Source organism: Frankia sp. CeRuru1 (assembly GCF_977966315.1).
Map to the genome: position 1 here is coordinate 1 of NZ_CDWWEW010000115.1, position 13,420 is coordinate 13,420.

9 protein-coding genes are annotated in these 13,420 nt (G+C 72.0%); all 9 read left to right on the forward strand.

What is annotated here, in order from left to right; all coding sequences use genetic code 11:
* A partial coding sequence (locus tag AC08OP_RS10730; protein ID WP_476614056.1) for a hypothetical protein occupies positions 1 to 241 on the forward strand: 241 nt, incomplete at its 5' end.
* A 211-nt stretch (positions 242 to 452) separates the two neighbouring features.
* The gene (gene thyX / locus AC08OP_RS10735) at positions 453 to 1,250 is read left to right on the forward strand and encodes an FAD-dependent thymidylate synthase (RefSeq protein WP_476614057.1); all 798 of its coding nucleotides are present in this window, start codon (positions 453 to 455) and stop codon (positions 1,248 to 1,250) included.
* A 65-nt stretch (positions 1,251 to 1,315) separates the two neighbouring features.
* Positions 1,316 to 3,724 (forward strand): phosphoketolase family protein, encoded by a 2,409-nt coding sequence (locus AC08OP_RS10740; RefSeq protein ID WP_476614058.1) that lies wholly within the window; start codon positions 1,316 to 1,318, stop codon positions 3,722 to 3,724.
* A gap of 32 nt (positions 3,725 to 3,756) precedes the next feature.
* The gene (locus AC08OP_RS10745) at positions 3,757 to 4,887 is read left to right on the forward strand and encodes an acetate/propionate family kinase (protein ID WP_476614059.1); all 1,131 of its coding nucleotides are present in this window, start codon (positions 3,757 to 3,759) and stop codon (positions 4,885 to 4,887) included.
* 512 nt (positions 4,888 to 5,399) lie between these two features.
* Complete coding sequence (dapA, locus tag AC08OP_RS10750) at positions 5,400 to 6,455, forward strand: 4-hydroxy-tetrahydrodipicolinate synthase (RefSeq protein ID WP_476614060.1); 1,056 nt, start codon at positions 5,400 to 5,402, stop codon at positions 6,453 to 6,455.
* Entirely contained in the window at positions 6,452 to 8,137 is a 1,686-nt protein-coding gene (locus tag AC08OP_RS10755; RefSeq protein ID WP_462202571.1) for a ribonuclease J, read from the forward strand. The genes dapA and AC08OP_RS10755 overlap by 4 nt, the downstream gene beginning before the upstream one ends.
* Before the next feature lie 408 nt (positions 8,138 to 8,545).
* On the forward strand, positions 8,546 to 11,059 hold the full coding sequence (locus AC08OP_RS10760) for an FtsK/SpoIIIE family DNA translocase (RefSeq protein ID WP_476614061.1): 2,514 nt from the start codon (positions 8,546 to 8,548) through the stop codon (positions 11,057 to 11,059).
* A gap of 106 nt (positions 11,060 to 11,165) precedes the next feature.
* Positions 11,166 to 12,035, forward strand: coding sequence for a helix-turn-helix domain-containing protein (locus AC08OP_RS10765; RefSeq protein ID WP_476614062.1), 870 nt, complete (start codon positions 11,166 to 11,168; stop codon positions 12,033 to 12,035).
* A 4-nt stretch (positions 12,036 to 12,039) separates the two neighbouring features.
* Positions 12,040 to 13,420, forward strand: a 1,381-nt coding sequence (locus AC08OP_RS10770) for a MiaB/RimO family radical SAM methylthiotransferase (protein WP_476614063.1), incomplete at its 3' end; no start/stop codon positions are given.

Genomic DNA, 13,420 nt, shown 5'->3' on the forward strand with positions numbered 1-13,420 from the left:
CTCCCGGGGGCTGCGGCTTCTTCCCGGGGGTCGTGCGGAGCCCGCGGCCCGATGCGCGCGGCGGGCGTGCCGCCGCGCCATCGCCGGGAGGCTGCCCGTCGTGACGTGGCCGGGCGGCCGGGGATTGACGGGGGCGGAGATCCCCGGCCGCGCCATGCCACGCCGTGAGGGCGGGCACTGCGACTCCTCGTCGCTGGGGACTGACGAGGCGTCCACCTCCGGTGTACCACGCGGGTTGTGACTGCCAATCCCCGCGCGTCGATCGGGTAACCGGACGGGTAAGTGGATGCCGACACGATCCCGGTTGGGCGATTGCTGGCCCGGTCGGGTGATTGCAGGCCTGGCGTCCGGGTGCATGCCGCCGCCGGGTGAGGTCCCCGTGTCCCGGCGGACGGGCGCCGTCTACCGTGGGAGGAGTCCGCCAGCGACCGGGCAACGGGTCCCGCGCCCAGATGATGGAGGTGGCAGTGTCGCAGCCGACGCCCGAACCGGCGTCCGGGCCGACGTCCGTGCGGCTTCGGGTCCAGGTGATCGCCAAGACCGAGTTCATCCCCCCGGACGACGTGGCCTGGAGCACCGACGCCGACGGCGGTCAGGCCCTCGCCGAGTTCGCCGGGCGGGCCTGCTACCAGAGCTGGAACAAGCCGAATCCGGCGACCGCGACCAACGCCGGCTACCTGCGGCACATTCTCGACGTCGGGCATCTGTCCGTGCTCGAGCACGGGACCGTATCGCTCTATCTCACCGGGGTGTCGCGCAGCCTCACCCATGAGCTGGTCCGGCACCGGCACTTCTCCTACAGCCAGCTCTCCCAGCGTTACGTCCCCGAGCGGGACGCCGCCGTGGTGGAACCGGAGGTCATCGCAGCCGATCCGGAGCTGCACGCCCTGTTCCAACAGGCCGCGGCGGCCTCGCTGGAGGCCTACGGGCGTCTGCTGGAAGGTCTGGAGAAGCGGTTCGCCGACGTTTCCGCGCCCACCTCACGGCGCAAGCAGGCGCGCCAGGCGGCCCGGTCGGTGCTGATGAACGCGACCGAGACCCGGATCGTGGTCACCGGGAACTACCGGGCGTGGCGGCACTTCATCGGGATGCGGGCGAGCGAGCATGCCGACGTGGAGATCCGCGGGCTTGCCGTCGCCGCCCTGCGGGAGCTGCTCCGGGTGGCGCCCAACGTGTTCGCCGACTTCCGGATCTCGACGCTGGACGACGGCACCGAGGTCGCCTCCAGCCCGCTGGTGGGAGAGGGCTGAGCGCCGGGCCTCCCCGCCGCCGGCCGCCCATTGATTTGTCGGGAGAAAGAGAAAGAGGACAGCCGATGACGAGCGTCGTCGACGCCGAGCGGAGCGGCGCGGATCCGGCCGCGGGGCCGTTGTCCCCGGCGGAGCTCGATCTCATCCACGCCTACTGGCGAGCGGCGAACTATCTGTCCGTCGGGCAGATCTACCTGCTTGACAATCCCCTGCTCACCGAGCCGCTGCGTTCGGAGCACGTCAAACCGCGCCTGCTCGGGCACTGGGGCACGACTCCCGGCCTGAACCTCATCTACGCCCACTTGAACCGCGTGATCCGGGCAAAGGACCTGAACGCCATCTACATCATCGGTCCGGGTCACGGCGGTCCCGGCATCGTGGCGAACGCCTACCTGGAAGGCACCTACAGCGAGGTCTACCCCTCGATCGGCCGGGATGTGGCGGGGATGCGGCGGCTGTTCCGGCAGTTTTCCTTCCCCGGCGGAATCCCCAGCCACGTCGCGCCGGAGATTCCCGGGTCCATCCATGAGGGCGGCGAGCTCGGTTACGCGCTGACCCACGCCTACGGCGCGGCCTTCGACAATCCCGACCTGGTGGTCTGCGCCGTCGTGGGGGACGGGGAGGCCGAGACGGGCCCGCTCGCGGCGAGCTGGCACTCCAACAAGTTCCTCGACCCGGGTCGCGACGGCGCGGTGCTGCCGGTCCTGCACCTCAACGGCTACAAGATCGCCAATCCGACGATCCTGGCCCGCATCCCCGAGCAGGAGCTGACCGCGCTCCTGCGTGGCTACGGTTACCATCCGTACTTCGTGGCCGGGGACGACCCGGCCGCGGTGCACCAGCGGATGGCGGGCGTCCTGGACGCCGCCGTCGACGAGATCCACGAGATCCAGGACCGGGCCCGCCGCCACGGCCGCACCGAGCGCCCCACCTGGCCGATGATCGTGCTGCGGACCCCCAAGGGGTGGACCGGGCCGGCCGTCGTCGACGGCCTGCCGGTCGAGGGCACGTGGCGGTCCCACCAGGTGCCCGTCGCGCAGCTGCACGACAACCCCGGGCACCTGGCCCAGCTGGAGGCGTGGCTGCGCTCCTACCGGCCGGAGGAGCTCTTCGATGCCGGCGGCGCCCTGCGGCCCGAACTCGCCGCGCTCGCCCCTCGCGGTCCCCGGAGGATGAGCGCGAACCCGCATGCCAACGGGGGCGAGCTGCTGCGTGATCTGACCCTTCCTGACTTCCGCGACTACGCGGTCGACGTCACCGCCCCCGGGACCACCCTTGCCGAGCCGACCCGGGTCCTGGGCGCGTTCCTACGGGACGTGATGGCCGCCAATCCGAGTACCTTCCGGGTGATGGGCCCGGACGAGACCGCCTCCAATCGGCTGGCTGCGCTCTTCGAGGTGACCGACCGCGCCTGGAACGCCGGGACGGAACCGACGGACGAGCACCTGGCCGTGGACGGCCGGGTCATGGAGGTGCTTGCCGAGCATCTGTGCCAGGGCTGGCTGGAGGGCTATCTGCTCACCGGCCGGCACGGGCTCTTCTCCTGCTACGAGGCGTTCATCCACATCGTCGACTCGATGGTCAACCAGCACGCGAAATGGCTGAAGACCACCCGGCACATCCCGTGGCGGCGCCCGATCGCCTCGTTGAACTACCTGCTGACCAGCCACGTGTGGCGGCAGGACCACAACGGCTTCTCCCATCAGGACCCCGGGTTCATCGACCACGTCGTGAACAAGAAGGCCGAGGTCGTCCGGGTGTACCTGCCCCCGGACGCGAACACCCTGCTCTCCGTCGGCAACCACTGCCTGCGCAGCCGGCACTACATCAACGTGATCGTGGCCGGCAAGCAGCCGGCGCTGAACTACCTGTCGATGCCGGCGGCGATCGCCCACTGCACCCGTGGCCTGGGCATCTGGGACTGGGCCAGCAACGACCACGACGCGCCCGGCGACGGGCTGCCGGATGTGGTGATGGCCTGCGCCGGGGACATCCCGACCCTGGAGACCCTCGCCGCGGTGGACATCCTGCGCCAGCACTTCCCCGATCTGAAGGTGCGCGTCGTCAACGTCGTCGACCTGATGTCCCTGCAGGACGAGGCGGAACATCCGCACGGCATCTCGCACGCCCGCTTCGACGCGCTGTTCACCACCGACCGGCCGGTCATCTTCGCCTACCACGGCTATCCCTGGCTGATCCACCGGCTGACCTACCGGCGGCACAACCATCACAACCTGCATGTCCGTGGCTACATCGAGGAGGGGACGACTACCACCCCGTTCGACATGGTCATGCTGAACAACCTCGACCGGTTCCACCTGGTGGCGGACGTCATCGACCGGGTACCGAGCCTGGGCGCCCGCGCCGCGCACGTCCGGCAGCAGATGGTCGACGCGCGGCTCGCGGCCCGGACCTACACCCGGGACCACGGCGAGGACGCCCCGGAGATCCGGAACTGGACCTGGCCCTACTGAGTCCCGCCCCTACCGAGCCCCGTCCCGTCGCGATGAACGTCCTGGTGGTCAACGCCGGATCGGCCAGCCTCAAGCTGCGGCTGATCGGCCCGGACGACGCCCTGCTCGCCGCGCGCGATCTCACCGCGCCAGCCGGTCGGGCGGACCCGGCCGGGGTCGTCGCCGCGCTGCGCGGGCTCACCCACGAGGGTGGCCAGCCGGGCGCGGTCGGGCACCGCATCGTGCACGGCGGGACGGATTTCACCGCCCCCGTGGTCGTCGACCGGGCCGTGGCCGAGCGGCTGCGGAGGCTGACCGCCCTCGCCCCCCTGCACCAGCCGGCGGCGCTCGCCGCCCTCGACGAGGTCGGGGCGGCCGTGCCCGAGGTGGCGCAGGTCGCCTGCTTCGACACGGCGTTCCACAGCCGGATGCCGGCGGAGGCCATCACCTACGCCATCCCGGCCGAGTGGCGGGAGCGGTACGGCATCCGCCGGTACGGCTTCCACGGCCTGTCCCACGCCCACGTCTCCCGGCGGGCGGCTGCGCTCACCGGGGCGCGGCGCATCGTGACCTGTCATCTCGGCTCGGGCGCGTCGCTCGCCGCCGTTCTCGACGGGGTGGGGGTGGACACCACGATGGGCTTCACCCCGCTGGAGGGCCTGGTGATGGCCACCCGGTCCGGCACCGTGGATCCCGGCGCGCTGCTGTGGCTGCAGACGGAGGCGGGACTGAGCGCGCACGAGCTCACCGATCGCCTGTTCACCTCGGCGGGGCTGCGCGCGCTCGCGGGGACGGCGGACATGCGGGAGGTCGAGTCCGGCGCCGCCGCGGGTGAGCCGGTCGCCGCGTTGGCGCTGGCGGTCTACCTGCACCGGCTGCGCGCCGGGATCGCCGCGATGACCGCCGCGCTGGGCGGGCTGGACGCCCTGGTGTTCACCGGCGGCGTCGGGGAGAACTCTGCCTCCGTGCGGGCCGGGGCCGCGGCCGGACTCGGCTACCTGGGCGTGGCGGTGGATCCCGAGCGTAACGATCCGGCCCGGGCCGGTGGTACGGGCCCATCTGGTGGCACGGAGCGCGAGATCGGCGTGCCGGGGGCCGCCGTGCGCACGCTCGTGATCGAGGCACGCGAGGACCTGGAGATCGCCCGCGGGACTCGGGCGGCCCTCGCCGGTGGCATTGGGTGACGGTAGTCTGGCATTACGGTAATGTCCCGGATGGCGGGCGCGATCCTGGCGGGCCCGCGCGCCGCCGGATGGCACCGCCCGGACGATCCGGTGGCGGTACTCTGAAAGCTCTGTCGCGGCGAGTGGGACGGTGCTGTGCGGTGCGGTGCATTCCGGTGCGGTGCATTCCTCGCCGGTCGTCCCGTCGTCCCCGATCGGGGCCCGGCCGGCCGCGATCCGTCTCCATCCGGTGACGGCGGGGTCCGATCGGCGTCCGACCCGGTCGCGGTGCCAGACACCGCGCGGTGCGCGGTCCCCGGGCCGGGCGGACGGTATCCGCGTGCGGTGGCCCAGCGGCCCCCGCGGGTCTCGCGCCGGTCGCTTGTGGCGAGTCCGGGGAGCAGGCACGGCTCGGGCCGGCGGAGCGGGAAAGGCGGCGTGGGCGGAGGATGGACCGGTGCCGGCCCGGCGGTGTCGGAGGAGTGAACGCGGAGGTTCGGCGGTCCGGCGGGTGATGTCGGTCGCCAGAGGTGATGTCGGAGGTGCTGTCTAGCGTGACCGGTATGTCAATGTTGCCGCCGGCGCCGTTCGGGCGCGTGATCACAGCGATGGTCACGCCGTTCCGGGCGGACGGCGGTCTCGATGAGGCGGGTGCCGCGGAGCTCGCGAACCGTCTGGTGGACGCCGGCAACGACGGGCTCGTGGTCAACGGCACCACCGGGGAGTCTCCGACGACCACCGACGAGGAGAAGGACCGCCTGGTGCGGGTCGTCGTCGAGGCCGTGGGAAGCCGCGCCCGCGTGATCTCCGGTGTCGGGACGAGTGACACCGCGCACAGCGTGGAACTGGCGCGGGCCGCCGAAGCCGCGGGCGCGCACGGCCTGCTCGTCGTGACGCCCTACTACAACAAGCCACCGCAGGCCGGGTTGCTGCGGCATTTCGTCACCGTCGCCGAGGCGACCGGGCTACCGGTCGTCATCTACGACATCCCCGGCCGGACCGGGGTCCCGGTGGCGTCGGAGACTCTGGTGCGGTTGGCCGAACACCCGCGTATCGTCGCGGTCAAGGACGCTAAGGACGATCTGCCCGCATCCTCCTGGGTGCTGGCGCGGACCGGTCTGGCGTATTACTCCGGCACCGACGCGCTCAACCTGCCGTTGCTGTCCATCGGGGCCTGCGGAGTCATCAGTGTTGTCGGGCACGTGGCCGCACCCGCGATCCGTGCCATGATCGAGGCCTTCGGGGCCGGTGAGGTGGGTCGGGCGATCGCGCTGCATCAGGGCTTGCTGCCCGCGTATGAAGGAATGTTCCGCAGCCAGGGCGTGATCCTGGCCAAGGCCGCGCTGCGGCTGGCCGGGCTGCCCGCGGGGCCGGTCCGGCCACCGTTGGTGGACGCCGCTCCCGCCGAGGTCGCGCGGCTGCGGGCGGACCTCGCCGAGGCGGTCCTCGACGTCGCCGGGCCACCGGGCGCGCCGGCCGGCGCCTTGTCCGGGCCCGCCTTGTCCGGGCCCGCCTCGTCCGGGCCCGCCTCGTCCGGGCCCGCCTCGTCCGTCGGACTGGCCGTCGCCGCGGCGGGTGAGGTCTCATGAGCCATCCGCATCCCGACCTCGGCCCGCCGCCGCCGCTGCGCGCGGACGGCCTGCGGATCATCCCGCTCGGTGGGGTCGGGGAGATCGGTCGCAACATGACCGTCTTCGAACACGCCGGCCGGCTGCTGATCGTGGACTGCGGGGTGTTGTTCCCGGAGGACGTCCAGCCGGGGATCGACCTGATCCTGCCCGACTTCACCGCCATCCGGGATCGCCTCGACGACATCGAGGCGGTGATCCTCACCCACGCACACGAGGATCACATCGGGGCGGTGCCCTACCTGCTGCGGGAACGGCGTGACATCCCGCTGATCGGCACCCGGCTCACCCTGGCGCTGATGAACGCGAAGCTCGCCGAGCACCGCGTCAAGGCGGTCACTCAGGAGATCCGGGAGGAGGAGCGGCACGCCTTCGGGCCGTTCGAGTGCGAGTTCTTCGCGGTCAACCACTCCATCCCGGACGCCGTGGCCGTGGCCATCCGCACCGAGGCCGGGCTCGTCCTGCACACCGGCGACTTCAAGATGGACCAGCTGCCGCTCGACGGCCGGCTGACCGACCTGGGGGGCTTCGCGCGGCTCGGCCGCGAGGGTGTGGACCTGCTGCTGTCCGACTCGACCAATGCCGAGGTGCCCGGGTTTGTCACCTCCGAGCGGGAGATCGCCCCGGTGCTCGACGGAGTCTTCCGCGAGGCGACCCGCCGGATCATCATCGCCTGCTTCGCCAGCCATGTGCACCGGGTGCAGCAGGTGCTCGACGCGGCCGAGGAGCACGGTCGGTCGGTCTGCTTCGTGGGCAGGTCGATGGTCCGCAACATGGGAGTGGCCCGCGACCTCGGGTTGCTGCAGGTGCCACCGGGTCTGATCGTCGACGCCCGGGACGTGGACGCGCTGCCGGACCGCAACATCTGCCTGATCTCCACGGGCTCCCAGGGGGAGCCGCTCTCGGCCCTGTCCCGGATGGCCAACCGGGATCACCAGATCCGCATCCAGGCCGGCGACACGGTCGTGCTCGCCTCCAGCCTCATCCCCGGCAACGAGAACGCGGTGTTCCGGGTGATCAACGGGCTGACCCGCTACGGCGCCAAGGTCGTTCACAAGGGCGTGGCGAAGGTGCACACCTCGGGTCACGCCCCGGCGGGCGAGCTGCTCTACGTCCTGAACGCCACCAGGCCGTCCAACGTCATGCCGGTCCACGGCGAATGGCGGCACCTGCGGGCCCACGCTAAGCTCGCCGAGGCGACCGGGGTGCCCCCGGACCACGTGGTGCTCGCCGAGGACGGCATGGTCATCGACCTGCTCGACGGCCGGGCGCGGATCACCGGCGTTGTTCCCTGCGGCTATGTCTACGTCGACGGCGCCGCGGTCGGGGACGTCGGTGAGCCGAGCCTGAAGGACCGCCGGATCCTCGGCGAGGAGGGTTTCATCACGATCACCGTCGTGGTGGACGCCGCGGCGGGCAAGGTCGTCGTCGGCCCGGATCTCTCTGCCCGCGGTTTCTCCGATGCGCCGGGCACCTTCGACTCCGTCTCCAAACTGGTCAGCGACGGGCTGGTGGACGCGATGCGCACCGGGATGAACGATCTGACGGCCCTGCAGCAGCTCGTGCGGCGCACGGTCGGTCGCTGGGTCAACGAGAACTACCGGCGCCGCCCGATGATCGTTCCGGTGGTTCTCGAGGTCTGAGGCGTTGCGGCGCGCCCGGTTCGTCGGGGTTGCCAGTACTCGGGCACGCTCGTGTGTACCGTTTCGACGGTGGCCACACGGACCAGTGGCGCGCGGACGCGTGCGCAGACGGAGACGGCCACGTCCCGGCCGGGGGGCGGTGGTGGGCGTCAAGGCACCTCGCGGGGTGAAGGTACCCCGCGAGGCGGCGGTCAGGGCGGCCAGGCACGCGCATCGACGGCGGCTGGCCGGTCGGGCAGCTCCGGCCGGTCGGGCGGCTCCAGCCGGTCAGGCGGCTCCGGCCGGTCAGGCGGGTCCCGCGCGGCCGGCCGCGGTAGGACACCGGCCCGTCCACCGGCCCGGGCGAGTCGCCCCCCGCTGTCGCTGCTGATCGGCCAGACAGTCGTCAAGAGCGTCTACCGGCTGTGGATGGGCGCGGCGACGGCGCTGGGCACCGTGCTGCGCCGGGCCGGCCGGGGCGCCCGTGAGCTGCACATCGATCCAGGGCACCGGCGTGACGGGCTCGGCCTGACCGCGTTCGGCGGGGCGATCCTGGCCGGCGCCTCGGTGTGGTTCTCCGCCGCCGGGCCGCTGGGGAGGTACGTGGCCGCGGTCCTGGAGCTGCTGGTCGGCGCCGGCGCCTGGGCACTGCCGCTGTTCGGCCTGGGCGCCGCGTGGCGGCTGGTCCGGTCCCCGACCGATCCGGGCAGCCGGGGCCGGGTGGTGATCGGGTGGACGGCGGTCGCCGTCGGTCTGCTCGGCATGGTGCACATCGCTCGTGGCCTGCCCGACTTCTCGGACGGCGTCGCCCGGATGCGGGCGGCCGGTGGCTTCGTCGGGCTGCTCGGTGGCCTCCCGCTGGCCAGCGCGGTGACGCCGTACGTCGCCGTTCCGCTGCTGCTGCTGCTGACGTTCTTCGGCGTTCTCGTCATCACGGCGACCCCTGTCCGCCAGGTGCCCGAGCGGCTCGGTGAGCTCGTCGATCGGCTCACCATCGGGGTGCGCGGTCCCGCCCGGGACGCCGGCGAGTACGACGAGGACGAGGACTTCCGCGACGACCCCGAGGACGATTCGGAGCTGTCCGACGGCCTGCTCGCGGCCGGGGCGGCGGGTACGGGCCGGCGTCGGCGCGGCGGTCAGGCGACCCCGCCCGGGGGAACGCCCCCGGGTGATGGCGAGGTCTTCGACGTCGCCGATGCCGCCCGGCCGCCCGCCGGGGACCTCGCCCTCGACCTGTTCGGCGAGCTCGCCGGCCCGGAGGCGGACACCGGCTACGTGACTACGGCCCCCGATCCGGGCGGTGCGGCCGCCGGTGGCGGGGAACCGGTAGCGGGGGCCGCCTCCGGTCCGCCGCGCAGGGCCCGGACCCGGACAGCCCGGGCGACCGCGGGTGCGGCGGACACCGCGACCGGTGTCCCCGGTCCGGGTTCCGCGGACTTCGGCGGCGAGATCGAGCATCTGGTCCCCCCGGCCGACGGTGACTACCGGCTGCCGTCGCCGACCCTGCTGCGCTCCGGTACGCCGCCCAAGGCCCGCTCGGCCGCGACCGACGGGGTGATCGCCTCGCTGACCGACGTGTTCGCCCAGTTCAAAGTGGACGCCCAGGTGACCGGCTTCACCCGGGGACCGACGGTCACCCGCTACGAGGTCGAGCTCGGTGCCGCGGTCAAGGTCGAGCGGATCATCCAGCTCACGAAGAACATCGCGTACGCGGTGAAGAGCCCGGACGTGCGGATCATCAGTCCGATCCCGGGCAAGAGCGCGGTCGGTATCGAGATTCCCAACACCGACCGGGAGTTGGTGTCGCTCGGCGACGTCCTGCGCAGCGGGGAGGCGACCGGCAACCCGCATCCGCTGGTTGTCGGTCTCGGCAAGGACATCGAGGGCGGCTACGTGCTCGCCAACCTGGCCAAGATGCCGCACATCCTCATCGCCGGGGCGACCGGAGCCGGCAAGTCGACGTGTATCAACACCCTCATCACCTCGGTGCTGGCCCGGGCCACCCCTGACCAGGTGCGCATGGTGCTGGTGGACCCCAAGCGGGTCGAGCTGACGAACTACCAGGGTATTCCCCATCTGATCACGCCGATCATCACGAATCCCAAGAAGGCGGCCGATGCGCTGCAATGGGTCGTGAAGGAGATGGAGAACCGGTACGAGGACCTCGCCGCGTGCGGGGTGCGTCACGTCGACGACTTCAACCGCAAAGTGCGTAACGGTGAGATCGCTGCCCCGCCGGGATCCGAACGTGTCTACGTGCCCTACCCCTACATCCTGGCCATCGTCGACGAGCTCGCCGACCTGATGATGGTGGCGCCGCGCGACGTCGAGGACTCTATCTGCCGGATCACCGCCATGGCCCGGGCGGTGGGCATCCACCTGGTGCTCGCCACCCAGCGGCCCTCCGTCGACGTGGTGACCGGCCTGATCAAGGCGAACGTGCCGTCCCGGCTCGCCTTCGCGACGGCGTCGTTGGCGGACAGCCGGACGATCCTCGACCAGGCCGGCGCGGAGAAGCTCGTCGGCCTGGGGGACGCGCTCTTCCTGCCGATGGGAGCGGGCAAACCCGCCCGTATCCAGGGTGCCTTCGTTTCCGAGGACGAGATCGCGGCCATCGTCGACCACACGAAGGAACAGGCGCCGCCGGCGTTCCGGGAGGACGTGTTCGACGCTGGCGGCGAGGCCAGGAAGGAGATCGACGAGGAGATCGGAGACGATCTGCAGCTCTTCCTGCAGGCCGTCGAGCTCGTGGTGAGCACGCAGTTCGGCTCCACCTCGATGCTGCAGCGCAAGCTGCGGGTCGGGTTCGCGAAGGCCGGGCGGCTGATGGACCTGATGGAGAGCCGGGGCATCGTCGGCGCGAGTGAGGGCTCGAAGGCGCGTGACGTGCTGGTCATGCCGGACGAGTTGGAGGGTCTGCTCATAACCCTGCGTAACGGATGAGGAAGCCTCCGATGGAACGTCCCCGCTTTCAGCGCCGGGGGACGCGCCGTAAACTGAAGGCCTCGCGTCCACGGTAGGCGGAAAAGACGGTTGCGGAGGTTCGCTCATGCAGTCCGTGGACGGTCCGCAGCCGCGGGACAGCGTCGGGTCCATCCTGGCGGCGGCACGGCGTGACCGCGGTCTCACGGTCTCCCAGGTCAGCGAGCGCACCCGGGTCAGGGCGGGTCTGATCGATCAGATCGAGCAGGACGACTTCTCGCAGTGCGGCGGCACGGTGTATGCCCGCGGGCATCTGCGCAGCATCGCCACCACCCTCGGGCTCGATCCCGGGCCGGTGCTGGCGGCCTACGACGCCTCGCACGAGCACCAGACCGGCCCGTTGATGATCGTCCCCTCGGCCGAGTTCGATCCGCTGCGCGGGGAGTCCCGCCGGCGGCGCGACGGGTTCCGGTGGGGTCCGGCAATGATCGTTTCGCTGGTCGTGGTGTGTGTCATCGCGGCTCTCGCGCTGCTGCTGCCAGGTTCCTCCGATTCCTCGGACGACAGGGCCGCGCCGGGGCCGGGCGGGGCCGTGGGGCTCACCCCGACCGTGAGCGTCCCGCCGGCCTCGACGAGCCCGGCCGCTCCCACCGCGACCACGCCCGCGCCGACAGGGGTGAACGTCGTCCTGGCGGTACGCGGCGCGCAGAGCTGGCTGGAGGTGCGCGACGACGCCGAGCAGGTCCTGCTCTCCCAGCTCCTGCAGTCCGGCGACAGCCGGACGGTGACGGCGTCGGGGGCCCTGCACATCAAGGTGGGCAATGCCGGTGCGGTCGATGTGTCATGTAACGGCAGGAGCCTCGGGGCGCCGGGCGGACCCGGGCAGGTCGTGACGATCCGGGTGAGCGCCGCCGCTTCCGGCGCCTGCGAGGTCGGCGACGAACAGCGTAGCGGTCTCGTGGCCGCGCCACCGCCCGCGCCGGCCCCGGTAGCCTGACCTGGTGTCCACACGTCTCCATCGCCGGGTAGCTCTGATCACGCTCGGTTGTTCCCGGAACGAGGTGGATTCGGAGGAGCTGGCCGCTCGGCTCGGCGCGGACGGGTGGGAGCTCGTCTCCGACGCCGCCGACGCCGACGCCGTGCTCGTCAACACCTGCGGATTCGTCGACGCGGCGAAGAAGGACTCCATCGACGCCCTGCTTGCGGCGGACGACCTGCGGGCCGGTGGCGGTCCGTCCGGTCCCGCGGACGGCGCCGGCCCGGGTCCGCGCGCGGTGGTGGCCGTGGGCTGCCTGGCCGAGCGGTACGGAACCGAGCTCGCCGAGAGTCTGCCCGAGGCGGACGCGGTCCTCGGATTCGATGCCTATCCGAACATCGCCACGCACCTCGCGGCCGTGCTGGCCGGTACCCCGGTGCCCGCGCACTCCCCGCGTGACCGGCGGACGATGCTGCCGATCACCCCGGTGGACCGGGCCGCGCCCGCTCTCCCGCCGGGCGCGGTGCCCGCCGGAGCCGTTCCGCTGCGCCGGCGGTTGACGACCGGGCCGGTCGCCGTCCTGAAGATCTCCAGCGGGTGTGACCGGCGCTGCGCCTTCTGCGCGATCCCGTCGTTCCGCGGCTCCCACGTCTCGCGGTCGCCCGATGACGTGCTCGCCGAGGCCGAATGGCTGGCCGGTCAGGGTGCCCGCGAGCTGGTCCTGGTCAGCGAGAACTCCACCTCCTACGGCAAGGACCTCGGGGATCTGCGCGCGCTGGAGAAGCTGCTGCCGCAACTCGCGGCGGTGTCGGGCATCGTCCGGGTGCGCACGGTCTACCTGCAGCCCGCCGAGATGCGTCCGTCGCTGCTCGAGGTGCTGCTGACCACTCCGGGCCTCGCGCCCTATCTCGATCTGTCCTTCCAGCACGCGAGCCCGCCGGTGCTGCGCCGGATGCGCCGCTTCGGCGGCAGTGGGCACTTCCTCGACCTGCTCGCCCGCGCCCGCGCGCTGGCGCCCGACCTGGGGGCGCGATCCAACGTCATCGTCGGGTTCCCGGGGGAGACCCCCGAGGATGTCGACATCCTCACGGAGTTCCTCGAGGCCGCCGAGCTCGACGCCGTCGGCGTGTTCGGCTACTCCGACGAGGAGGGTACCGAGGCCGCCGGGCTGACGGGCAAGATCCCCGATGAGCTGATCGAGCGTCGGCGGGTACGCGTCACCGACCTCGTCGAGCAGCTGACCGCCGCCCGGGCGGACGCGCGGATCGGCTCCCGGGTACAGGTTCTGGTGGAGGAGGTCGCCGGTGGTCTGGCCACCGGCTGCGCCGCCCACCAGCAGGCGGAGGTCGACGGTGGCTGCGCCGTGCGACTGTCCCCGGGCGGCGCGGCGGATGACGGGCCGGAGC

Coding starts and splice junctions, on each gene's coding strand:
- thyX (WP_476614057.1), top strand. CDS start 453: ATGATGGAGGTGGCAGTGTCGCAGCCGACGCCCGAACCGGCGTCCGGG.
- AC08OP_RS10740 (WP_476614058.1), top strand. CDS start 1,316: ATGACGAGCGTCGTCGACGCCGAGCGGAGCGGCGCGGATCCGGCCGCG.
- AC08OP_RS10745 (WP_476614059.1), top strand. CDS start 3,757: ATGAACGTCCTGGTGGTCAACGCCGGATCGGCCAGCCTCAAGCTGCGG.
- dapA (WP_476614060.1), top strand. CDS start 5,400: ATGTCGGAGGTGCTGTCTAGCGTGACCGGTATGTCAATGTTGCCGCCG.
- AC08OP_RS10755 (WP_462202571.1), top strand. CDS start 6,452: ATGAGCCATCCGCATCCCGACCTCGGCCCGCCGCCGCCGCTGCGCGCG.
- AC08OP_RS10760 (WP_476614061.1), top strand. CDS start 8,546: ATGGGCGCGGCGACGGCGCTGGGCACCGTGCTGCGCCGGGCCGGCCGG.
- AC08OP_RS10765 (WP_476614062.1), top strand. CDS start 11,166: ATGCAGTCCGTGGACGGTCCGCAGCCGCGGGACAGCGTCGGGTCCATC.